The sequence below is a fragment of the Bacteroides intestinalis genome (assembly GCF_003464595.1).
In the GTDB taxonomy this organism is placed as follows: domain Bacteria; phylum Bacteroidota; class Bacteroidia; order Bacteroidales; family Bacteroidaceae; genus Bacteroides; species Bacteroides intestinalis_A.
Genome location: NZ_QRZF01000003.1, coordinates 499297 through 525034, shown reverse-complemented (window position 1 = coordinate 525034; position 25738 = coordinate 499297). Strand labels below are relative to the sequence as shown.

Sequence of the window (25738 nt, the reverse complement as noted above, 5' to 3'; positions counted from 1 at the left end):
ACCTAATATAATGAGGAAAATAACATTAACCGACAAACATCAGGAATTACTTTTCCAGATTCCGCTGTTTCGTGACCTTCCCCTTAACATCAAGCATTCATTGCTCGACAGGTTGGATATCTCCCTGTACTCGGTCGACAAAAAAGATATCATTGCCACCCAGGGGACACTCTGCAAGAAGTTATATGTATTGTTAGAAGGGAAACTACGGGTAGATATTATTGACGGACTGGGAAATGAAGTCATGATAGAATATATCGTTGCGGCACGTGCATTCGCCACTCCTCATTTATTCAGTTCAGACGGAGTGCTGCCGGCAACCTTTACCGCCATGGAAGACAGTACCCTGCTCACCGCCAGTAAAGAGTCCATGTTTAAGCTTATCAGCGAGGAACCTAAAATATTACACAACTTTCTTTGCATCACGGGCAATTGTAATGTCTGCACAGTATCCCGGCTGAAAACCCTATCACGAAAAACAGTGCGTGAACGTTTCGTTGTCTACTTGTTGGAACACAAGAAAAAGAATTCTTCAACAGTCAATATCATTCACAATCAGGCAACCCTTGCCGAATATCTGAATGTAACCCGCCCTGCACTATCGAAGGAAATTAATAAAACGATAAAGGAAGGAATTATAGAGATGGACGGAAAGACAGTCCGTGTTCTGGACGAACCATCATTAGAAAAATACGTATGAGGAAGCTCCCCATACGTATTCTCTTTTATCTATCTTTACCACTTCACAAACAATACTCTCGGATTGATATTTACTGAAACCCATCCCCAGTCTTGCCAGCTTTTGTGATTACCACCTTTCACGACATCCATGGTTTCCGTTCCGCGCATGAAGGAATATCCGGCAGAGAGTTTCACATCTTTCATCACCGACCAGTTAATCTGGTAATCGACTTCCGAACCTAATGCTTTCTTCAGATTCGGCAATTTCGCCGCTGTTGAGAAATGGTGGTAGTTCAAGTCCATATCCACCTTATCGGAAGCACGGAAACGTACACCCAGACGTTTGTCAAACAACCCGGGAGCATATCCGTTTTTAAAGTCAGATGCGTAGAAATAATCCATAGCTCCGTAGAACTTGTGATGTGTGCCATACAGAACATTGAATGCCTTGTACTTGTCACTGTCACCGCTGTCTCCGCTTAGATAATCGGCACTTGCCACTACTGTCCAGGTCTTGTCAATGGCATAAGCGGCCTGCAGGCTTGCCATAAAGGCAGATACCTTTTCTGCATTCAGGTTCTTCCCCATCTGGTAGTAGAAAGCACCGTCCACATTCCAGCCATTATCCTTATAAGTAATATAAGTACCCATCGTTTGCAGATAGCGGGTATGGGATTCTTTTGTTGCCGCATCTCCGGTCTCCAATCCCAGATTCATGAATAGTAAGGATGCATCAAAGGGAGTATAATCGGATTTATAGTGATACCAGAATGTCTGCATATTCTTGTAAGGCTGTGCTCCGGTCTGCACGTAATAGGTACCGCCTATCTTAGTCTCGTCATTCTGGTTGAAAGCGAGGATCAAATGCAATTGGTTGTTGGGATCGATATAACCCAGTTTCAATGCATCATGATAGCGTCCGGCTATGTTCCAATCCAGTCCGCCCAGAATGCGTTCGTCATCGTACGAAAGGGTCTGACGACCTAATTGTGCAAAGAAGTTTTTACCGAAATTCAGTTTAGCCCATGCCTCATTCATGATGAAACGTCCATTCTTGTCAATCTGCGGATCTTGTCCCCATACCCCCACATGCTGAGCCGAGATTTTCATTTGCAAATCAGAACGCTTGTACTCCATAGAAAGGCGTGCACGGTTATTGATGAATCCCGCAGGTTCCTCTCCTTCGTTACGGGGCATCAGAGCACCATTACGATATTCTGCACGAGGTCTGATCTGGATGGACATTGTAAATTCATTCTCTTTTTCTATTGTTTGCGTATACGCCATGCTTGGCAAAAGCATGAGAAGCATTGCCCAATAAGTAGTTTTCATAATGATTATCAGTTTAAATTATACGTATGAATGCTGACTCCCTGTGCAGAGGGCAGATAGTTTATGCCGTACCAGCACATTTGCAGCAAAACAAATGATATCAGAAGTAAAATTAAGGCCTTACGGTGTAACAAAGGTTTTCCAAGGCGGAAATGTATATAAATCAGATAGGAGAACCACGTAGCGACCGCCCATGTCTCTTTCGGGTCCCACGACCAGTAATGTCCCCACGCCTCTTTTGCCCATACAGCCCCCGACAGCATGCCTAATGTCATGAATGCCAATCCTACATAAGTCAGATTATCGCATAGGTCCATCTCCCGGCTGTCAATCGGCTTCTTCTTGAACCAAAGCAGATAAATAGCCATCACGGTGGCCGCACCCAGCATAGCATAGGCAAACATATATACGATGACATGCGGCGTAAACCACGGGCTTTGCAAAGCCGGCATCAAAGTTTTGTTATGTATTTCCGGTTTGAAGATATTGATGCAGATAAATACCAGTGACAGAATAAAACTGAAACTGAGTATCCACTTATACCTCCAACGGCTGTATGTGATGAGTCCTGCCAGTGGAAGAAAGAAAGAGTACCACAGGCGCGTCTCTCCCATGGTCCGCATAGGCGGACGCTCCAGAGAAATCCACATTCCCACAATAAAGCAAAAGAAGATAGCAAGTCCTATCAAGGTAAGCCCGCCAACAACATACGGTTTTCTTCCGCGCCAGGCGGCAAAGGCACCGAATCCCCAGAAGTGCAGGGCGGCAATTGAAAACGGTACAAAATAATCCCACGTCATTCAGCATCCTCCTCTTTTCTTTTTTGTGCGTTAACAAACAGACAGATAGCTCCCAGCACCATCATGATAATACCCGTATAGACAGCAGGCAGCCACGGATCACGTACCAGTTCGAACACACTGATATCGCTCCAGCGCCCTTTCGTATCATCATAACTCAATTGATAAATATTCCATCCGGCCACATTCAGAGGATGGTTCACTGCAATCGTATCTTCCACCTGTTTGCCGTCTTCCGTGTAAACTTTCACTGTAGATGCAAAACGCTGCGGCTCGCGTTCCGGCATGATAAGGCTTGTCAACGAATCCAGACGCAATGCTTTATATGGGAAAATAAAACTACCACAACTTACCCAGCCCTCCTTTGCTGCTTTCGTCTTTTGATTGATAGCCTGCAAATAAACGGCATACGTGGCTCCCATCGAATGGAATTCGGTAAACTTCACCGTATCTTCCGTAGCCACAGAAGCCGCCCAGGGAATCGTTTGCCGGATAGTCACCAGCCAATCGGACAGTTGCCCATCCGTTACACCTTCTTCCAGCAACAAATGTTCCGGTGCTTTCTCAGGCAATGTATGTCCTGTTTCATTATCAATCAACATCAGTTTCGGAGGATACTCGTCAATCGTGAAGTCTTTCAGTTCAATGGCCAGCGGAAGTTCTATCAATTTACCGTGCTCATCCATTGCACGCCATTCGGCATTATCTATCCGGGTAGTCATTTTCAGCCGCTGCATATCGGCATTTCCCAAGGTTGCCGTAATCAGGGCAACGAACAGCCCGGCATGATTCAAAAGGAAAGCAAGCTTCTTCCATCTGAATGGAAATCCGGCACGAAGTGTAGTCAACCCCAGCACAGTCACCATCCAGATATAAAGCAATACAAAAGGCCATGCTGAAAGCATTCGCGAAAAGCCAAGCATATCTGCCGGATGACCGGAAGGGAGCTGACGGATAAGTCCCATCACCACCCGTTCGATGCCGTAGGCTTGCACGGCATGGGCCGGAAGGGAGCTGACGGATAAGTCCCATCACCACCGTAATGCCCGCCACCCATAAAAGAGAAGAGACAGCTGATGTATAATGACTCATCCAACCGAAGAAATAGACACGTTTGCGCAGGCAATGCATGGCAACTATTCCGGCTATATATAAAACCAGAACAATGATGTTCACCGGATAGGCAAACAGACTCCAATCTATTTCACCAATTGTAATCTGTAGCAGCCATCCTGTCACCAACAATCCTGCGCCTATCAGGCATCCTTCTTTAAATCCCCACGGTCTGATCCACATATCTCTGTTTTATTTCTGGGCCAGGCGACCGTTAGCTTTCGCTTTTTCCAGCCACGCAGGTACAGTTGTTTTCAAGAATTTCTCTTTAGCAGCTCTTTCCGCATCCATGTCGAGACCAATGTATTGTTGTGCTTTCTCTTTGGTTGAAATATCCGGCATCGGCACATCATCCGTAAAACCATGCTTAGCCAATACTCTTGATACAGCCAGACGAGCCTGCATAGCCTTATCCAGTCCATGTGAAAGGATACGTTGGATTTCCTGCGGAGCATGGAAAGAACCACCGTGAGAAGCCACACCGAAATCCCAACGCCACTGCGCCTGACGGATAAGGGCAAGTACATCTTTCATCTGATCTTCCGTAGCCCCCTTGTCCCATGCAAACTTTGCCTCGATATGAGCCTTAGCGAGTTCCTGTTCCAAACGGTTACGTATTTCGTTAGCCTTACGTTGACGTTCGTACACATTGTTACGCAGTGTTTCTTCACTTTCGCGGTGGCAAGTCTGACAAGTGCGGTCTATCATCGCCAGCGGGCTTTGAATATGGTGATCGCTGAATTTCACACCACCTTCGCTCTTATAAGGCATGTGGCAATCTGCACATGACACACCTCTCTGACCGTGAATACCCATCTGACAGATTTCATAATCAGGATGCTGCGCTTTCAATATCGGAGCACGGCTCAGTTTATGAATATAGTCATAGAAACCTTCATTATCATAATAAGCCTCCATATCTTCCACAGTAAATCCTTTATCCCAAGGGAAAGTCAGGTACTTACCATCACCTTTGAAGTAATATTCCACGTGGCACTGCGCACAAACCAGCGAGCGCATTTCCTGCGGAGTAGCTTTCGTAATATCCTTACCCTGGCGTGCAAAAGCCTCGATCAATGCCGGACGGCTAATGTGCAGGTTCATATTTTCCGGTTCGTGGCAATCGGCACATCCGATAGGATTTACAATCTCATCACCCATTGCTCCCCACTTATTATTATAGAATGCATCCACACCGATAGTCTCCATCATACGGGGAACATCCGGACTCTTACATGTCCAGCAGGTAGACGGTTGCGGGCCATCTTCGGGAGTAGCAGGTGCACCCGTACGAAGACTTGCCGTAATATCCTCTATCGCATGCATATGGCCACGCGGAGTCGAATAGTCCTTTGAGAAAGCATATCCTGCCCACAGAACTACCATTTCAGGACGTTGCTCCAGTACATCGACTGCAATGTTTCCGTTGAATTCACTCTGGAAATCCGTCTTCGCTGTTTCCGTCCAAGTCTGATATTCACGGGGGAAATCACTTTTGAACACTTCATTACGGGCTTCAATGCCTGTAATAACAGTCCTGCGGTTATTGAACACGCTTTCTAATTCCGCCCGCCTCTCCATCAGTGCGGAAACACATAATCCTAATACAAACACGACTACCATCGAACCACCGAACAGCAGCCAGCCTTGCCATGACTTCAATTTCTTTTCCATAAGTATATTGATTTTATTTCATTATTTCTTAAGCATCTTTTGCAGCCAGTCCGGAACGGGCGATTCGGGATAAGGTACCAGTGCATTGGGAGTAGATGACAACGAATTGCTTCCACCATGCGGCACATCCCGGTGACAATCCCAGCATGCCTTACCCCCGCCTACCTGAGACATCATATAATCTATTTTTCCGGTTTTCACAAACTCCGTATTCAACTGCGTATGGCAACGAATACAGTTGTTCATAATCACCTCTGAACTGGCTTCATGCGCCCTGATAACCTGCGGCTCGCTCTTTGTCAAAAAAGCAGCTACATGCTTCATACCGTCCATCCCTTTGAATGTCCATTTCTTAACGGCATTCTCATGAGGAACATGACAATCATTACAAGTGGCATCCCGACTATGTGAACTGTGGAACCATGTAGCATAGTAAGGTGCCATAATATGACAGTTCACGCACGCCGATGGCTCATCCCCCAAGTAGGTATGCGCCCGCAGCAAATACATGAACAAGCCTCCCCCACCTACCACAACACCGCAGATTATTATCGCAACCACTTTCCATTTGTACGAAGGTAAAAACCTGTTTATAAATGACAATTTCTTCATAGGAAATAGTATTTTTCACAAAAGTAGGGGCTTTATTTTTAAAAAAGTGTAATAATGATTACATATTTTACACAGTCTTGCGCTATCTTTGAAGAATTCAGTTGAGTGATTATCCACCCTCATCCGTATATTCTTTAAACACCTAATGTTATTGATAGAATATGAAAGTACTTAGTTTATTGATATGTCTTCTCTTTTCAGGGATATTACAAGCTCAGGAGGTGAAAATCGCCTTCCAACAGCAATTGCCGAATAGCCATCCGCGTTACCTGACAGATAGCAACGGTAAGAGTGAAACCCTGAATCTGATAGAAAAAGAAGATTGGGCAAAAGACGTATTTGAGAAATTGAAAAGGCGAACCGATCTTTATGCTAACCTGACAGACGCCCAACCGGACTGGTTACTTTCGCGCCTTGCCATGTATTGGAAGTCTCATGCTACGGATGTATATATAAAAGGTGAAACCTTCGACCATGCCGGAGGCGAAAAAGCACCGGCACCCACCGTTCGCTATACCGGTACGCGTGGCACATTCGCCACCCACGGACGTCCCCGTCTGGAAGATGTAGTGCCATACGATGATGATGCTGAAGGAAATGTGACATTCTGTAACAATGCCCTGCCCGGCCGTCCTATGGAGAGTGTACATCCTTCTAAAACCGGCCGTAACATCGAAAGCCTGAACCGTGAAATCATGGGTATCGCCCGTGATGCCGCCTTCCTTTACTGGCTTACCGGAGAAGAAAAATATGCAAAACTTGCCGCCGGAGTATTCGATACCTATATGACCGGTATCTATTACCGGAATGTTCCTATCGACCTCAACCACGGCCATCAGCAAACGCTGGTAGGAATGAGTTCTTTCGAGGTTATCCACGAAGATATTCTTTATGATATCGTTCCCCTTTACGATTTCCTATATGACTACCTGAATACCCGGCATACCGACAAGATGGATATATACGCAGGAGCTTTCAAGAAATGGGCGGACAATATCATTGCAAATGGTGTTCCTCACAACAACTGGAACCTGATGCAGGCTCGCTATGTCATGAATATCGGTATGATACTGGAAAACAATAAGCAATATGCCGATGGTAAAGGGCGCGAATATTACATTGATTATGTACTCAACCGTTCCAGTATCCGCCAATGGAGTCTGAACAAATTAGCCGATTATGGCTTCGATCCGAAGACAGGTATCTGGGCCGAATGTCCCGGATACAGCAATGTAGTACTGAATGACTACACCAGTTTTGCTACTCTCTTCGACCGGAATCTGAATTATGACCTGGTGAAAGCAATGCCGGTTCTCTCTAAAGCGGTAGTCGCTACTCCGCAATATTTGTTCCCCAACCGGATGATCTGTGGTTTCGGCGATACCCACCCGGGATATCTGAACACCAATCCTATATCCCGCATGATACGAAACGCACAGCACAACGGAAAGAAAGAGCAAGAAGAATATTTCACTGCCATGCTGAAATGCTTCCATCCTGATGCGGGAAAAACCAAAGACAATAAAAAAAGTGTCCCCGTTTCTATCAATTCTTTCTTTGATGAAAAGCCATTGGAACTGAATCCCAATATCGAAGCTGGAAAAATAGAACAATATGTTTCTCCCTTCTTCTATGCACCGAACGTTTCCTGGTTGGTACAACGAAACGGAATGAATCCCCGTAACAGCCTTATGATATCTCTGAATGCCAGTGAAGGAAACCACATGCACGCCAATGGCATATCCATGGAACTTTATGGTAAGGGATATGTTCTGGCTCCCGATGCCGGAATCGGCCTTTACTTATACAGCGGACTGGATTATCTGGAATATTACTCTCAATTTCCCAGTCATAACACGGTTTGCGTGGATGGCATTTCCAGTTACCCGGTTATGAAAAGTAATCACTCCTTTGATCTTAAATCCAGTTTCCCTGTTTCTTCCGAACCGGGAAAAGCTTTCACTTCCGTAACCTATAGCGATGTTTCTTTCCGTGAACCGGAAAGCCGTGCCGACCAGACCCGCATGATGAGTATCGTCACTACCGGTCCGGAAACCGGTTACTATATAGATATCTTCCGCAGCCGGAAAGAACGTGGTGGTGATAAAATGCATGATTATTTCTATCATAATCTGGGGCAAACCCTAACACTGACAGGCACAGACGGTACAGACTTGAATTTGCAACCCACCGAAGAACTGGCCTTTGCCGGTGCTCACCTTTATGCTTATTCTTATATCTATGATAAAAGGTCAGCTACTACCGACAAAGACATAAAAGCTACATTTACCATTACCATGCCCGACAAGGATGACATTTCAATGAACTTGTGGATGAAAGGAGAAACAGACCGGGAAGTTTTCACCGCCTTGTCTCCCATGACGGAAGGTTTGAGCCGTACCCCGGGGATGCCATATAATATAAAAGAACAGCCTACCCTGACATTTGTAGCCCGCCAGAAAGGAGAAGCCTGGAACCGACCATTCGTCGCTGTCTATGAGCCTTCATCTGTAAAAGAACCCGGCTGCATTACCAAAGTAAGTTTCCCCGAAGTAAAAAGTAAAACGGAAAACAGTGCCACCAGCATATGTGTTGTACAGAAAGATGGACGTATAGATTATATCCTATCATCAGATAACCCCACGGATATCTGCACCAGTGGAAAAATGAGTGCACAAGCCACCTATGCTTTATGGGGAAATAAAAAGGGCGATGATTGCACCTTCTTTTTAGGACATGGAACTTTGCTAAGTACCCCGAATGTAGTTATCAAGGCGGAAACTCCCGCAGAGATATTACTGGAATTCAAGAAAGGGGCATGGTACTACACTGCATCCGCCGATTGCTCCATCAGTATCAAAAAGAAGACGTATAAACTAAAAGCCAATACAGCGGAAATGGAATTGAAGTGAAAACAATAGCATCAAATCCATATCATCTCCGTATCTGATCCGTACCCTGTCCGCAAGCCAATAAGTCAGCAAAGACTCTTCGACTGCCGAATAATCATCCTAAACCCGAATATTTTCGTTCTTTTTCCTTATATTTGCTGTACAGAAACATAATGTATAGAAACGAAAGATACCATATCGTGAAAAACATATCGAAATATATCATCCTGCTATTCCTGCTGTTTGGCTTCCTTCCGGGCTATTCACTCCCCTCTGTCTTCCGGGGACTGTCCGTCACCGAAGGACTTTCCGACTTAGTAGTAAATGCACTTTATAAAGACTCCATTGGCTATGTTTGGATAGGTACCGGTAATTCTTTGGAACGTTTTGACGGCACACGTCTGAAACATTTCCTGATTTCCGGAGCGAATGAAAAAATCAAGCGGGTCAATGCTATCGCCGAAATGGAAGGCAACCAGATATGGATGGGAAACGGCATGGGACTTTGGCGGGTAAATACCGAAAAAGATATTCTCGAACCGATTGCTGCTGAAACTTTACACTATGGCGTCCGGACGCTCCTACCTGATGGGAAAGGTACTTTATATATAGGAAGTGAGGCCGGTCTGTTTATCTATAAAAACGGGAACCTGGAACAAAAGCTCATAGATCCCAATGTCCTTTCAGCCTCTAATATCATCACCGGACTAAGTCTTAGTGAGGATGGCATTCTCTGGATAGCCACCAACGACGGACTTTATTCCCTGACACTTGCCGACAAGAAAATCGTCCCTTATCATAATATAGTAGAAGACAAACATTTTTGCTCTTACAACAATATCACCCGCATCGGCAACGTACTTTATCTGGGTACGATGGGTCAAGGTATTATCAGCTTCGATACACAAACACATAAGTTCAGGCCCTTCATCGATGTAGGATGCAATGTGATATCTTCGCTGTCCGGTGATGGTAAAGATATGTTGTATGTGGGTACGGATGGAAATGGAGTACATTTCATTTCTACCAAACAAATGAAAGTTCTACGCTCTTTGCGCCACGAACCGGGAAAAGACGAAAGTATCCGTTCCAACTCCGTGTACTCCCTTTTAGTGGATCGTGACGGGCTTATCTGGATAGGTTTCTATCAACTGGGATTGGATTACAGTCTGTACCAGAGCGGACTTTTCTCTACTTACAGTTATCTCCCGTATTTTGACTCCAAAGATATGCCTGTACGCAGTATTGCAATTACCGAGCATGAGAAATTAGTCGGCTCCCGCGACGGCCTATTCTACATAAACGAAGAGCAACGACGCTTCAAAAACTTTAAATCTCCTGAATTGCGTTCCAGTATGATCTTCTGTATCTATAAATTTCAGGATAAATATTATATCGGAACCTATGGCGGGGGTATGTACATATTCAATCCTGCTGATCTTACTATTCACGACTTCGAACCTAATGAACCGCAACCTTTCATGCGGGGACAGATTTTCAGTATAAAAGCGGATAACAAAGACCAATTGTGGATAGGTACCTCAATGGGCCTCTATTGTTATAAGGATGGGAAAAGAATCAAGCAATATACCAGTGCCAACTCCAAATTACCCGAAGGGAATGTTTACGAAATCTATTTCGACTCCACACATAAAGGATGGATTTGTACAGAGAATGGCATGTGCATCTGGGACCCTTCTTCTGAAAGTCTGAAAACCGACATCTTCCCGGAAAACTTTATTCATAAAGAAAAGATCAGAGTTGTATATGAAGACTCCGACCATAATCTTTATTTCCTGCCGGACAAAGGAAGTATGTGTATATCCGATCTCTCCATGAGCCGTTTCAGAAGGCTACAACCTGATACACAACTGGAAGGAAAAGATGGTATGTTTATTCTGGAAGATGACGAAAAATGGCTCTGGATAGGAACCAATAACGGACTCTACCGCTACGACAAGAAAGAAACTTTTATTCCTTATAATTTCATTGATGGTATTCCCAGTTCTATTTTCACACTGTGCCCTCCCGTACAGGATCAACAGGGAAATATATGGATGGGAAATTCCAAAGGGCTGATTTATATGAACTTCAAGCAAAATAATCAGATGAAAAGATACACTTATCCGCTGACGATTACAGATATTTACGTCAACGGAAAGAAATCGCTTCATCCTGTTGTTGAGAGTGGGAAAGTCCCTGAAATACAACTTGAATCCTCCCAAAACAACCTGACATTTCACTTCTCCGGTTTTACCTATACCGAACCGGCTTATATGACTTATGAATACAAATTGGAAGGTGAAGATGAGGACTGGCAGATATTGACCGGAAAGTCGGAAATTACTTATTATGATTTGTCATCCGGAAACTATCTTTTCAAGCTACGTTATATCGGAAATCCAGATTCTGAAGTACGTACCGCCGTCCACATTGCCTATCCTGTAGAAACGTGGAGCATCATCGCCGTTTCCATTGCTTTAGCTTTTATCGGCTATATTTACTATCAGCGGAAAAGAAAAGCAAGGCAAACGAAAAATATTCAAATCCAGCTTCCGGAAGATGTGCAAGAACCCGAAAAGCAAGAAAAGACAGTAGAATTGAAATATAAGACCAATAAGATAAGCACGGAAGAATGTCAGCGCCTGACAGAAAAGCTGGAGGCTCTGATGCATCGTGATAAGCCATATACGAACCCGGATCTGAAAATTGCCGATCTGGCAACCATGCTCGGCAGGTCAGCACATACTTTATCTTATCTGTTCAATCAACATCTGAACCGTAATTATTACGATTACATCAATGATTACCGTATTGAGGAGTTCAAGCGTCTTATCAACGAAGACGAATATTCCAAATATACACTGGGAGCACTTGCCGAACTCTGTGGTTTTAGCTCACGCGCCTCCTTCTTCCGCTATTTCAAGAAGACTACCGGCATCACTCCCAATGAATATATCCGGAGCATCGGAAAGAATAACGACGAATAATCTATAGCATTTAAGATATACTCCATCATTTTCTGCACTTATCTTTCAGAATATCGAAAGATAAGTGCATTTTTATTGCAATAAACAGCAAGAATATTCTGTCCAACTTACCTCCGGAGTCTCAAATTATTAGTTGATACTACGAGTCTCAAATTCTTAAGTCACTATATTACAGCAAATTAATTAGTTTTCAGTCTAAGTTAATGAGATGAGATTTGTTAAGCACTATAAAAAATTGTTTTCCGTTTTTTACCTTTTATATTTGCAATCGTAAAGCTAACGTAAAACGTAACCAAAGTCTGAAGCATGGAAAACAAAAAGATGACATCCGTTCAATTGATAGCTGACTCTTATACGAGTTACCACCGCTCCGTCTATCTCTATATATGTTATAGGATAAACAATAAAGAGGAAGCTGAAGACATAGCCCAAGATGTATTTCTGCGTTTAATGGACTATAAGCAAATGCTCCGTCCGGATACCGTAAAGTTTTTCATTTACACCATATCCCGTAATCTGGTGAACGATTACCTGCGCCGTCACTATAAGAAGCAAGAAATAACATCTTATATATATGATCATGCAACGACCTGTACCAATGAAACGGAAAACCAGATTGTTGCCAATGATTTACTGGCTTGTGAGAAGCGCAAATTGCGCACTCTTCCGGAACAACGCAGAAAGATTTATATCATGAGCCGTTTTGAAGATAAATCCTCATCGGAAATTTCCGCCAAATTGAACCTTTCACGCCGTACGGTCGAAAACCATTTGTTTATCAGCCGGAAAGAAATACGTGAATATATGAAACAATGTATCTAATTAGAGTACAATAGAAATAATAGTGTTAATTTTAAATTTATAAATTATGAAGAATGAATTTCTGAAATTCTCATCGAAAAGAATTTTATTCTCAGCAGCAATGGCATCTGCGCTCTGTGTAGGTAGCCCGCAGCAGGCTTTTGCCAATGTAAATGAGGTACAAGCCATTATGCAGGCCGGTACAGTAAAAGGTACCGTAGTGGATGCTACCGGTGAACCCATCATTGGTGCCAACATTATGGTGAAAGGCACCACGAACGGTTGCATTACCGACATTGACGGTAATTTCAGTCTGAGTAATGCAAAAGGTACTTTAGTGGTTTCATTTATAGGCTATAAGTCACAGGAGATTGTGGTAAAAGGAAATGAAACCAATCTGAAAGTGGTTCTGGCAGAAGATTCGGAAATGCTGGACGAAGTGGTAGTTGTGGGTTACGGCACACAAAAAAAAGCTACAATGACCGGTTCGGTAACAGTGGTGAATCAGAAGATGTTAGAGAATAAAGGAACAATGTCCAGTCCTGTACAGGCATTGCAAGGACAGGTTCCCGGTGTCATTATCACGCGTAATTCTACAGCCCCGGGCGATGAAAGCTGGAATATGAGTCTGCGCGGTGCAGTTTCAAAAAACACTACCAGTCCATTAGTCATTATCGATGGCGTGGAATATGAAAGCGTAAACGAATTGCGTTTGTTGAATCCCTCTGATATTGAGTCTATCAACTTCTTGAAAGATGCTTCAGCTTCCATCTACGGTAGCAAAGCTGCTGGTGGTGTAGTATTGGTAACTACCAAGAAAGCCCAGGCAGGCAAAGTGCAGGTAGACTATAGCGGTTCGGTAACAAGTAAGTTTATCGGTCTGTCTCCTCATCTGATGAGTCTGGAACAATGGGCTTCCTCCGTGATAGATGCACGTACCAATGACGGTTACGGTGACGATGATACCTGGATGCGTTATGCAAAACTAGCATTGGCGTATAAAAATCAGTATATCAATCTTGACCATACAACAAATCCCTTTGGTAATGCCTTCACAGACGTAGCAGACTTTGTATTTTTCGATACCAACTGGCAGGATATCATGTGGGGAACAGCTGCTTCCACGCAACACGAACTTGCTATAGCTGGTGGTTCGGATGCCTCAAAATACCGTTTGTCTTTAGGCTATATGTATGATGACAGTAACTTGAAGTGGGGTAACAACAATAATAATCGTTATAATCTGCGCTTGACAAATACCTTTAAACTGTCCAACCGCGCTTCTATTGAGTCAGTGATAGCCTACAACCGTCAGGATCAAGTGGCACCTACACAGATTGGTTCGGCACTGACCACCAACTCACAGCAACCGGGTTTCCCATCTGCTACTGCTAATGGCAAGCCTTATGCATGGGGAACATGGGGCGCACCCAACTGGTATTGTGAATTGGGTGGTGACAACAAACTGAAAGTATCTGCTATCAACATCAGCGAGACATTCAGATACTCCATCCTGAAAGATCTGACTGCTTCAGTAACGGCCGGTTATAATACATCGACAGCCATCCGTGATAAACAAAGTAAAGCTATTGATTGGTATAACTATGCAGGTGACCGCGTGGTTCGTAGCAATCCGACCGAAGACAAGAGCTCGTATTCCAAATCCAATTCACGTACCGACTTTTACTCATTGTCCGGACACATCGACTGGTCGCATATCTTTGCCGATGTTCACGATGTAAAAGTGATGGTGGGATCGCAATATAACCTAAAAGAGTATGAAGGCACTTTCCTCTATACAGAAGGTATACTGCCCTCATTGGAAATTCCTAATAGCACAAAAGATGTTGTTTACCTGAAGAACGGTGACGACAAATCAACCAAATGGCAAGAGGCAGTAATGTCTTACTTTGGTCGTATCAACTACAATTATCGTTCTAAATACATGTTGGAAGCACAGGGACGTTACGACGGTTCTTCCAAATTCCAGCCCGAAAACCGTTGGGTATTCTATTGGGGTACTTCTGCCGGATGGAGAATTTCAGAAGAAGCATTCATGAAGAACCTGTCATTTGTAGACGAACTAAAGCTGAGAGCTTCTTACGGTAGCGTAGGTAATCAGAGTGGCGTTGACCGCTATGACGGTGCACAGTTATACAACTTCACCCCCAGTGGCGGTGCATTGATAGGTAATGGAAAAATCTCTTATGTAGATACTAACGGTAAGTTGCCGAGTACCGACCGTACATGGGAACGCATCCATAACTACAATATTGGTCTTGATTTCGGATTCTTGCGCAACCGCCTGACGGGTACGGCAGAAATCTTCTGGAAGAAGAGTGACAATATGTTGATCGACGTAATCTACCCGGGTATTCTGGGTGACAAAGCTCCCACGGCAAACTACGGTGCATTCAAGGCACACGGTTGGGAAGGTATGATCAACTGGTCGGATAAGATTGGAAAAGTAAACTATCATATCGGCGGTACTTTTACCTACACCACCAACGAATTAGTGGATAACGGTGGCAGTGGAGCCATCAAAGCAGGTGTACGCTCCGACCGTGAAGGATATCCTCTGAATTCTGTATTCGGTCTCCGTTACTGTGGCAAGATCCAGACAGAAGAACAACTGAAAAAGTATGTGGATAAGTACAAAAACACCAGTACCATCGGTACACTCAACAATCTGCGCCTTGGCGATAACATGTTCGAAGATGTGAATAAGGATGGCAAACTGACAGAAGAAGATTTGGTATATCTGGGTACAGACGATCCTAAAGTACAATTCTCTATCAATGCAGGTCTGGAGTGGAATGGTTTTGACCTTGCCATCGTTTTCCAGGGAGCAGGCAAACGTACTATCTGGCGTGAGGAAAGTACATGGAGGATTCCGATGCGTGCCGTTTATCTGAACACGAGCGATCAGCACATAGGCAACACATGGTCTCCGGATAATCCGGGTGCATTCTTCCCTGCGCTGACCAACCAGTCCGAACTTAACAACTACAACTACCAATGCTCTTCATGGTCGGTAGAAGACGGAGCATATTTGCGCTTGAAAAATGTAACTCTGGGTTATTCACTTCCGGCTTCTCTGCTTGCCAAAACAAAAATATTAAGTAAGGCGCGCGTATATGTAACAGGTAGCGATTTGTGGGAACACAGCAAAATTAATGATGGATGGGATCCGGAAGCAAATCGTAAAGTGGACAACTCCAAGCGATATCCTTTCCTGCGCACTGTAACTTTTGGATTGAATTTAACCTTTTAATTGAAGACAAAAATGAAAAAATATACAATTAAATCTATTTTGATACTGGCAATAGGATGTATGTTACATTCCTGTCTCGACCTGGATCCGAAAGACCAGATTGCCGATGGTAACTATTGGCAGACTGCTACAGACTTCAAGTTATTCTCCAATCAGTTCTATGGCTGGACACGCGATTTTAAAAACAGCGTCTACGATGCCCCCCACTCCGATAAGCGTTCTGACCTTATCATGGATAAAGGCAGTAAGAATGTATTCGCTAACGGAACCAACAGCATACCGGCTTCCGACGGCAACTACACCGATGCTTACAATCGCATCCGTCGTACAAATATCCTCTTACAGAAAGCAGAGAGTTTTGCAAATCAGAGCGACATCGCACAATATATCGGTGAAGCCAAGTTTTTCCGCGCTTACTGCTACTTTGACCTGTTACAGCTTTTTGGAAATGTCATAGTAGTCACTACACCGATTGATGTTACTGCTCCCGAAATGCAAGCAGCACGCAACGACCGCAGCGAAGTAGCCGACCTCATCATTCAGGATCTGAAAGATGCCGCCGAATTACTTCCTGTCACTTCCACAGTGGAAAAAGGACGTGTAGGTCGCGAAGGTGCCTGGGCAATGCTTTCCCGTGTAGCACTCTACGAAGGTACATGGCAAAAGTTCCGTGGTAACACAGCTCGTGGCAAAGACTTGTTGGACATTGCGGCAAATGTAGCAAAGGAAGTGATCAACACTAAAAACTTCTCACTGTTTGCACCTGCTATCTTAGGCGACAGTGCACAGAAGTATATGTTTATCCTGGAAGATACGAAGTGTAACCCTGCCGGATTACAGAAAAGCGCCAATACGGAGTATATTTTCTCCCGCCGTCATGACGAAGCGTTGGCTCCTATCGGTGTAAATATCACAAAAGAGTGTTTGGCAAATGCCCAAATGATCTCTCACAAATTTGCTGCAATGTATCTCTGCCAGGATGGACTCCCCATTGAAAAATCGGAAGTATATAAAGGAGACCTGAAGATTTTGGACGAATACCTGAACAGAGATAACCGTATGATTTATACCCTCTGCAAACCTTATGAATATTTTTGGAGTAACCTGAATTCACGCGTTAACTGGACAGGTGATGCCGTTGACCGCGCCTCAGCTTCCATCAAAGGATTGGTACCCACCGGAGGAAGTGGTTATAACAATCAGAAGTGGGCTTGCGAACGCTATGTGAACGATACCTATGAAAGCTACGACTACCCCATCATCCGCTATGCAGAAGTTCTGTTGAACTATGCAGAAGCCGTATTCGAACGGGATGGAGCTATCTCTGATGAGGATCTGAATCTCTCTCTCAACTTGGTTCGTTGCCGCATCAACGCCAAAATGCCTAAACTAACCAATGCATTTGCCAGCACTCATGATCTGGATATGAGAACTGAAATTCGCCGCGAACGTACCATTGAATTATTCAACGAAGGTTTCCGTATAGACGACCTGAAACGTTGGAAGACAGCTGAAACGGAAATGCCGCAAGATTTTCTGGGTATCAGATGGACAGGTACAGAGTTTCAGAACAAATGGCCGGGCGTTACCAATGAAAGAAACAGCGACGGTTTCATCATCCTGGAGTCAGGACGTAAATGGGAAGATAAGCACTATCTTTACCCATTACCTACCGACCAGTTGCAGTTGAACCCGAACCTGAAACAGAACCCGGGTTGGGGAGAATAAATCAATGTTTTTCATTCATAAAAAGAAGATAACAACATGAAGAATAGAAATTCTATATATCAAGGCTTGAGCCGGGCATCCATTGGGATGCTGGCGGCCTGCATGACTCTGACTGCATGTGATAAGGATCAAGAATTTACTCCTGCCATGCCCGAAGCCAAACTGATTAACGGCATCACGTTTAAAGTCAGTGAAAACCTGCCGCTTGCCATTGGCATGGACTCTACTATTGTTTTTGCGATTGATGCTCCCGAAGAACTGGAAGATCGTTCCATTATCTGGAAGTCAACCGATGAAACTGTTGCCAAAGTTTCGCAGCAAGGTACTATTACCGGTATAGCCGAAGGTACGGCCATCATTAGTGTGACTCCCGCTATAGGTTTCGGTCCATCAGCCTCAGTAACGGTCAATGTAATACCCGAAATCATAAAGGCTACCGATATGACGTTGGTCAATCCGAAAGAGGGAGAAGATATTTATGAGACAGACCGAATTCAGTTGGAGGCATCCATCCTTCCGGCTAATCATACCTATTCTTATCTGACATGGGCAAGCAGTAACTCAAGCATCGCTACAGTATCAGAAAATGGTCTGGTAAACTGTCTGACGCCTGGCAAGGCAATCATTACAGCTTACACACACGACCGTAGTGGTGTATCTGCTTCTTATGAACTGAATATCAAAGAGTACATTCCGGTAGAAAGTGTCTCTATCTCTGCTTTGACAGAACCGCTTTGTATCTCTCGCGGCCCGGTTCAGCTGGATGTTGCTTACACACCGGCCAACGCTACCACAGGTTCAGTAGACTGGACTTCAAGTGACGAAAACATTGCTACGGTAGATTTGGGTATTGTAACACCGAAGGGTTTCGGAACTGCTACTATTACGGCAACTTGTAAGGCAACAGGTCAGACGGCTTCCGTATCTGTAACCGTAGAAAGCGGTTGGGTCATTTGGGATGGCCAGAATAATTTCGATGGCTGGAAAATCGGACAGAATTATTCAAGCTATGTGATAGAAAATGGTAAAATGGTGGTTACAGCCGGTGCTCAAAACGCCACTATGAGACGTGCGGACTTGAGTTTCAAAAATGTCCCCATAAACCTTGATTTCTCCAACTATCCGATACTTGCCATGCGTTCCACATTGCCTGTCGGCGGAAAAGGAATCGGGCAAGGTGGTGCTTACACATTAGATCTAGTCACTAAATCCGGAAATATCAACAAAGCTCATGTAGGAGAACTTCTGAGTGACAATACGAATCTGATATATTATGATATACCATCAATTAATGCGGCATTAGGCAATGGTATGGTAGAAGCCAATACTTTCCAGATCAAGGTAGCAGACATTTACAATGAGAACCTGCCTACCGGTCAATATACGGTTTACTGGATTCGCACATTCAAGAGCATAGCCGAAGCAAAAGCCTTTGCTGAAGCTGAAATATCAGCCGGAAACTAAAATATAACTCTAAAGAATACTCACAATGAAAAAGAATTTAATATTCGCATTAGGTCTCTCACTGATAACAGGCTTCACAGCCTGTTCCAGTGAAATCGAAGACGGAACGACAGATATCGACAGTTGGGAGATGCCTTATGAAGAAGTGGTCGCCAAATACACCTATACTCACCCTTGCGCCATGTTCAACGAGGCCGACTTTACACGTGTGAAGACAATGCTCGATAACGGAAGCGCACCACAGGCAGTAAAGGATGAATTCAATCTGCTGAAGAGCAGTCAGTTTACAAATGTTACTTACACCCCTTCACCTACCGAAAAGATAGTGCGTGGTGATGCTACCGGAACAGGGACTACTGAAAACAGCAACAATGCAATGCGCGATGCCGCCGCTGCCTATCAGCTATCATTATTATGGAAACTGACTGGCGATACCAAGTATGCCGATACTTCCATCAAAATCCTGAATGCTTGGGCAAAGGTCTGCAAGGAGGTAACTTCAAACGACTCCAACCACATGCTTGCCGCAGGTGCACAAGGTTATACTTTTGCCAATGCAGGTGAAATAATGTCAACCTATAGCGGTTGGGCAGCCAACGATTTGACCGCCTTTAAGAAATGGATGAAAGATGTATTTGCTCCTAAAAACCTGGATTTCATGAAGCGCCATCAAGGTACTTGCAGCGATCACTACTGGTCTAATTGGGATTTGGTAAATATGTGTTCTTACTTCGCCATCGGAATCCTGAATGAAGACGACGAAATGGTGAACTTTGTGGTGAACTACTTCTACAATGGAGTAGGCAACGGATATATTGGCAAACTCATTCAGGGCACCTTCTCCGATCCTCTGGGTAGCGGTGAAGAGATAGCCCAAAACCAGGAGAGCGGCCGTGACCAGGGCCACGCCATGATGTCAATAGCTGTAACAGCTAATCTTTGTCAAATGGCCTACACCCTCTTACAGTGTAATCCAACAGTGACCCAACTCGACTTCTTTGCTGCAAAAGATAACGCAATAATGAAAATGGGTGAATATACTGCTCTCTTCAATCTACGTAATGGCTCTGACCAACTGAATGCTGCCGGTTCCTGGCTAGCAACCAAAGAGCAGATGCCGTTCAACCGCTATGAATATTGCGTTGATTGCAGTTGCGCCGACAAGAACCACGGTGCCATACATACAGCCGTAGCTGATGATAATGGCCGTGGCAACCTCCGTCCGGGATGGGAAATTCTCTTCAATCACTACGCCAAAGTGAAGAAGTTGGGCAGTGGCTACAAGTACGCCAAGATGGCTGCTGACAAAATGCGTCCCGAAGGTGGTGTGGACGGTGGAAGCCGTTACGGCACAAACAGTGGCGCTTTCGACCAATTGGGTTGGGGAACATTAATGCTGTATCGCGAATAATTCCATATTAGGATTGATAAAAAAACAGGGTAGTTTCAAATTTTCGAAACTACTCTGTTTTTTTATGCTCATTTAGGTAGACCGCAAGAACTACATAACCTCCTCAAACAGATATTTTTCATTTATAGACATTAACAGATACATTTTTTTACTAAATTTGCATACCACAAAGAAAAAAAATGCCTATGGCCTTAAGAAAACACATATTAGTCTTCTTAATATTTTTTATTGGAGTATTCCATATCTTCGCGTCAGATGCTAATTACACAATATATAGTATCGGAAACGAAGGAACGACATGCAAATTTGAAGACACTCGTGTCAACTGCATTTATAAAGATTCAGATGGATTCATCTGGATCGGTACGGGGCTTACCGTTGAACGAATAAACGGACAATACACCTTACCCTATCATTTTACGGAAAAGCAAGAAGGAATAACCCCTTCCCCTTTTTTGGTTAATGCACTCATAGAAAACCACAAACATGATTTTTGGGTAGGTACAGTGCAAGGACTTTGGCACATGAATCACAATAATTTCACTTTAGAGCGAATGTTTGCCAAAGAAATAAATTTCTCTGTTCAGAAATTAGCAAAAGATGAAGAGAATCGGCTTTACATAGGAACAGTGAACGGTCTCTATATTTATGACGGGAAAGAATTACGGCATATCATGATCAACGAAAAAAACATTCTTTCCATAAATAATCGGATTCTGGATATCGTAGTACAAAGTCCTAATTCTGTCTGGCTACTGACTACCAATGGAATTGTTCTTTGTGATGCCAAATCCGGAGCACTTAAGCAATATTCTTCCTCCCTCTCCTCTTGTGGACAATTCAAATGTTTCATTAAAGTAAAAGATAAATTATATATCGGTACGGAAAAAGGAGGTCTTTTAACTTTTGACCTACTGCATCAAACGTTTGCTCCTTATTGGAACGACATTAAAGTTCCAGTAACAAACCTCACTTATGAAAAAGGAATTTTAGGAGTTGCCACTTCCGGACAAGGCATTTACCTGCTGTCACTGACCAATGGGAAAAGCATATACTCTGCCATTTGCGGAACAGAACCGGGACAAGATCTCCTGTCCAATAATATATCTTCTATATTACTATCCCAAGGAGATGTATGGTGCGGAACAGGCTATTATCTGGGACTGAATTTATTAAGAAAAAGAAACGAGGCTTTCAGGCGATACGACAAAGGACTCTTCAAATCAAAAGACATCTCGATACGCAGCCATCTCTCCACAAAAGACTATCGCTTCATCGGCACACGCGAAGGTTTCTATTACGTAAACGAACAGAACGAAAAAATACACTATGTAAATGTTCAGAATGACAAGAGTGGTAAACTGCGTTCCAATCTCATATTCTCTTTTTATGAATATGGAGGTGAGATTTTAATCGGGACCTGTGCCGGTGGTCTATCTGCTTTTGATCCTCGGACAGGCACATTCAATGAAACACCTCTGACACGTACCTGCGTATCGAATGATATCTTCATGTTTCTGGAAGATGAAAACAATAAATTATGGCTGGCAACTTCCGACGGCCTCTATTCTTATGACAAACAAACTCAAACTGTAAAAGAATATAATGCATCGAACAGTAATATGCCAGGTAATATTGTATACGGCATTTATCAGGATTCATCCAAACGCTTTTGGGTGGGTACAGATAAAGGATTGGCCATTCTGGATAGCACAGGTAAATGTACCCAAAATATTCTGCCCGAAGCTTTCAGAAAAGAAGCTATCCGTTATATATATGAAGGAAGAGACGGTACACTCTTTTTTGGCCAGCTAAACAACCGCCTTTTCATATCCGATAAATCATTAAATCATTTCCGGTATCTCTCACCGATTTGCCCCAGTATCGTACAAGACGATCAGGGATATTATTGGCTGGGACAATGGGATGGTCTACTGCGGGTCAATGAGAAACTGGATCGTTTTACTTTCTTTCCAGCTATAAATGATCTTGCCGCCAATGCAGGGCCGCCCATCTCAAAAGACAAGAACGGGTTATTATGGGTATGTGGCATAAAAGGGCTTTTTATGGTAAATCCATTAGCAGAGTTTACTCCCTCACCAATACGAATTACGGAAATGCAGGTAAATGGTAAACTGTATGCCAATGATTATAAACTAAGTGCCGATTCTGTTATTAAACTAAAATCCAATGAAAATACCATAACTTTCCGGTTTACATCCTTAGGATATGAAAGTCCGGAACTCATTAAATATGAGTATATGCTGGAAGGAAAAGATTCTATCTGGATAGAACTGGCAAATGAAGATAAGGTTTCTTATTTTAATCTGCCGGCGGGCAACTATGTTTTTCAGATTCGTAAATTTCTAGATCTGGAATCCGTTAACCGTGTGTCATTCAGCATCAAGCAAGATCGGTCATGGTTAACTTACGCTACTATTACAGGAATCTTGCTGATAGCAATATTCATCTTCGTATTCAGAAAAAGAAAAACTATAGTGAGTGCTACGACACCGGTTGAATCGGTAAATCTCGACCAGCCAGAAACTAAGATTCCGGCATCATCTACTGAAAGCTACGTGAAACTAAGTGATGAAGAAGCCGGAGACGTCATTCATACATTAAAGAAATATATGCAGGATCAGCAGCCCTATCTGAATGTCGATTTAAAACAATCAGATGTTGCTGCCGCCATTGGCTATCCCACTTACCTCCTGTCCGCTGTATTCACCCACTATCTCAAAATGGGATATTACGATTTCGTCAATAGTTACCGTGTTGAGAAATTTAAGCAGGCCATCAGTGAAGGACAACATAAAAAATATACGCTGGTAACCTTAGCCGAGAAATGCGGTTTCAAGTCAAAAGCTTCTTTTTTCCGTGCCTTCAAGAAGTTTACAGGTACAACCCCCAACGAATATATTCAGCAATACGATAAAGAATAACTCTCCTTTCTATTTCCGGTCGGTATCACTCATTTGTGATACCGACATATCAACCTGATAATCAATAATATTATATTCAAATAGTATCTTCCATAAGTTTGATACAGATTCCATGTTTTTTTAGTTTTTACTCTGTTTACAGTTATCTATTTTTGCATTGTACTTCTTGACAAAAGAAATACTATAAACAGAAAAATGTGAAACCAAAAATCGAAAGCATGGAAGACATAAAAGTAACATCGCCCTGCCTCATCACCAGTTCCTACAAAGAACATTATAATTCGGTATGTTCTTATATTAATTATAGGATTAATAATTGGGAAACAGCAAAGGACTTATCTCAGGATGTATTTCTGCGTCTTATTGACTATAAACAAATGCTTCGTCCGGATACTGTGAAATTCTTCATTTTCACGATAGCCCGTAATTTACTAACCGATTATCTGCGCCGCTACTATAAGAAACAAGAAATTACTTCTTATCTGTACGATCATGCAGTTACTTATACGAACGAAACGGAAAGCCATGTAATCGCCAAAGAACTATCCCTTCTGGAGAGACATAAATTGGAAACTCTCACCGCTCAACGCAAAAAAATATATGTAATGAGTCGTTTTGATGAAAAGTCAATCTCCGAAATATCCACTGAATTAAGCATTTCCCCCCGTACGGTCGAGAATCACCTATTCGTCAGCCGCAGAGAGATACGCGAATTCATCAAGCAATGTATCTAATTAGATAATATACAATAGTGTTAATTTTAAATTTATAGTTTATGAAGAAAGATTTTCTAAAGTTTCCGTTAAGGAAAGCCCTTTTCTCTACGGTGATTTTATTCTCTTTATCTGCCATATTCAGCTCCTGTGGAGATGATGTGGAAGGTAGAATTTCAGTTAACAATGCAGCTCCGGAGAAAGTTACAAATGTGAAAACAGAAGCCGGCCCCGGTGAAGTGTACCTGACATGGACCAATCCTACTAATGAAAGTTTTATGTATACTAAAATAGAATACACAACTTCGAAAGGTGAGAAAAAATACCAGCTCATTTCTAAGGAAAATGCAGACAATGGGGTTGCCAAAGCAACAGTCAGTGGTTTTGCCAATACAGATCCGGTTACATTCTCCATCTTTTCCTGCTCCGTCAAAGGTAACAACAAAGGTGCTGTAGAAGTAACAGCCGAACCTGATACACCTGCTTTTGCCGTAGTGGCCGAAACCGTAGAAATCGAAACTCAACCGGGAGGGGTAAACGTAAGCTGGAATAACGAATCAGTAGCTCCGGTTTATGTAGTGCTCGACTATTATTCGAAAAGTACACCTTCGAAAACCGGAAGTACCAAAATTTTGGCTGCTGCCGGCAGTAAGGAGAAACGTTTTGTACCTCTTACTTACGAAACAGTGAATTACTTCTCGGGTGAAGATTGTGTTATCAATGTCACTACACAAGATGCGGAAGAGAATGCTTCCGAAGTGTTCCCCTTCGAAGTAGCGGTAGGCACTATGGAGAAATTACCCAAAGCAGATTGGAAATTTCCTGATTACAATGATTCCTCCAACGATGGCACAATTGGTTATAGTTCGCAAGAAACGGTAGGTGAAGGCGCCGTTAACGGACGTGTAATAACCATGCTTGATAATGATCCCGCCACTTTCTGGCACACTGCATGGAAAACGTCATCAGCTTATCCGCACTTCTTTATTATTGACATGGGAAAGGATTACCAGATCAGTCATATGGACATCAGAAGACGTCTTGGAAACAACGGAACTCATAAGGGACAAACTTTCTACACTTGTTCCAATGCAGCAGCTGTAGATAAAAATAAACCGGACAGCTGGGGTTGGGAAGAACAAGGACATTATTCATTTGATCCGAATACAGATACCCCTCAATTATTCCGTTTCCCATCACCTGCTACAGCCCGTTATGTCAAAGTTTCTTTTGCTGAAAGTGATAAAGGTTCAAGCAATTTCGTGATGATTTCCGAGGTGAATGTGTTCAGCCCGGAAAAATAAATCTA

At 43.3% G+C, this 25738-nt stretch carries 15 protein-coding genes and 1 pseudogene; 11 read left to right on the top strand and 5 right to left on the bottom strand.

The features are described from left to right. Positions 1-10 precede the first annotated feature (10 nt). Positions 11-700, top strand: a complete 690-nt coding sequence (locus DWW10_RS06655; protein WP_118487010.1) for a Crp/Fnr family transcriptional regulator — start codon at positions 11-13, stop codon at positions 698-700. A gap of 35 nt (positions 701-735) precedes the next feature. Here DWW10_RS06655 and DWW10_RS06650 read toward each other — a convergent pair whose 3' ends face one another. The 5 genes and pseudogenes from DWW10_RS06650 to nrfH form a co-directional block, all read right to left on the bottom strand. Continuing rightward, positions 736-2013 (bottom strand): alginate export family protein, encoded by a 1278-nt coding sequence (locus DWW10_RS06650; RefSeq protein WP_022393602.1) that lies wholly within the window; start codon positions 2011-2013, stop codon positions 736-738. A gap of 8 nt (positions 2014-2021) precedes the next feature. Beyond that, positions 2022-2813, bottom strand: coding sequence for a cytochrome c biogenesis protein CcsA (gene ccsA / locus DWW10_RS06645; protein ID WP_022393601.1), 792 nt, complete (start codon positions 2811-2813; stop codon positions 2022-2024). After that, a pseudogene (locus tag DWW10_RS06640) lies at positions 2810-4109 on the bottom strand (cytochrome c biogenesis ResB family protein). The gene ccsA and the pseudogene DWW10_RS06640 overlap by 4 nt, the downstream one beginning before the upstream one ends. Before the next feature lie 9 nt (positions 4110-4118). Continuing rightward, positions 4119-5600 (bottom strand): ammonia-forming cytochrome c nitrite reductase, encoded by a 1482-nt coding sequence (gene nrfA, locus DWW10_RS06635; protein WP_022393599.1) that lies wholly within the window; start codon positions 5598-5600, stop codon positions 4119-4121. Between the two features lie 21 nt (positions 5601-5621). Further along, the gene (gene nrfH / locus DWW10_RS06630) at positions 5622-6212 is read right to left on the bottom strand and encodes a cytochrome c nitrite reductase small subunit (RefSeq protein ID WP_022393598.1); all 591 of its coding nucleotides are present in this window, start codon (positions 6210-6212) and stop codon (positions 5622-5624) included. Between the two features lie 161 nt (positions 6213-6373). Here nrfH and DWW10_RS06625 point away from each other — a divergent pair, with 161 nt between their 5' ends. The 10 genes from DWW10_RS06625 (at position 6374) to DWW10_RS06580 (ending at position 25733) form a co-directional block, all read left to right on the top strand. Further along, positions 6374-9124 carry a heparinase II/III domain-containing protein gene (locus tag DWW10_RS06625; protein ID WP_022393597.1) on the top strand — a complete coding sequence of 917 codons (2751 nt, stop codon included), beginning with the start codon at positions 6374-6376 and terminating at the stop codon, positions 9122-9124. 152 nt (positions 9125-9276) lie between these two features. Further along, entirely contained in the window at positions 9277-12093 is a 2817-nt protein-coding gene (locus DWW10_RS06620) for a ligand-binding sensor domain-containing protein (protein ID WP_182021361.1), read from the top strand. Between the two features lie 306 nt (positions 12094-12399). Beyond that, positions 12400-12915, top strand: coding sequence for a sigma-70 family RNA polymerase sigma factor (locus tag DWW10_RS06615; protein ID WP_007212192.1), 516 nt, complete (start codon positions 12400-12402; stop codon positions 12913-12915). A 46-nt stretch (positions 12916-12961) separates the two neighbouring features. Beyond that, positions 12962-16168, top strand: a complete 3207-nt coding sequence (locus DWW10_RS06610) for a SusC/RagA family TonB-linked outer membrane protein (RefSeq protein WP_007212191.1) — start codon at positions 12962-12964, stop codon at positions 16166-16168. A gap of 12 nt (positions 16169-16180) precedes the next feature. Then, positions 16181-17896 (top strand): RagB/SusD family nutrient uptake outer membrane protein, encoded by a 1716-nt coding sequence (locus DWW10_RS06605; protein ID WP_022393595.1) that lies wholly within the window; start codon positions 16181-16183, stop codon positions 17894-17896. 36 nt (positions 17897-17932) lie between these two features. Next, positions 17933-19360, top strand: a complete 1428-nt coding sequence (locus DWW10_RS06600; RefSeq protein ID WP_022393594.1) for an Ig-like domain-containing protein — start codon at positions 17933-17935, stop codon at positions 19358-19360. Positions 19361-19385: 25 nt separating this feature from the next. Beyond that, positions 19386-20771: an alginate lyase family protein gene (locus tag DWW10_RS06595; protein ID WP_022393593.1), complete on the top strand. Its 1386-nt coding sequence runs from the start codon at positions 19386-19388 to the stop codon at positions 20769-20771. A gap of 185 nt (positions 20772-20956) precedes the next feature. Then, positions 20957-23716, top strand: coding sequence for a two-component regulator propeller domain-containing protein (locus DWW10_RS06590; RefSeq protein ID WP_229093787.1), 2760 nt, complete (start codon positions 20957-20959; stop codon positions 23714-23716). A gap of 218 nt (positions 23717-23934) precedes the next feature. Next, complete coding sequence (locus DWW10_RS06585) at positions 23935-24450, top strand: sigma-70 family RNA polymerase sigma factor (protein ID WP_007212184.1); 516 nt, start codon at positions 23935-23937, stop codon at positions 24448-24450. 41 nt (positions 24451-24491) lie between these two features. Next, positions 24492-25733: a DUF4959 domain-containing protein gene (locus DWW10_RS06580; RefSeq protein ID WP_007212183.1), complete on the top strand. Its 1242-nt coding sequence runs from the start codon at positions 24492-24494 to the stop codon at positions 25731-25733. Positions 25734-25738: the final 5 nt, after the last annotated feature.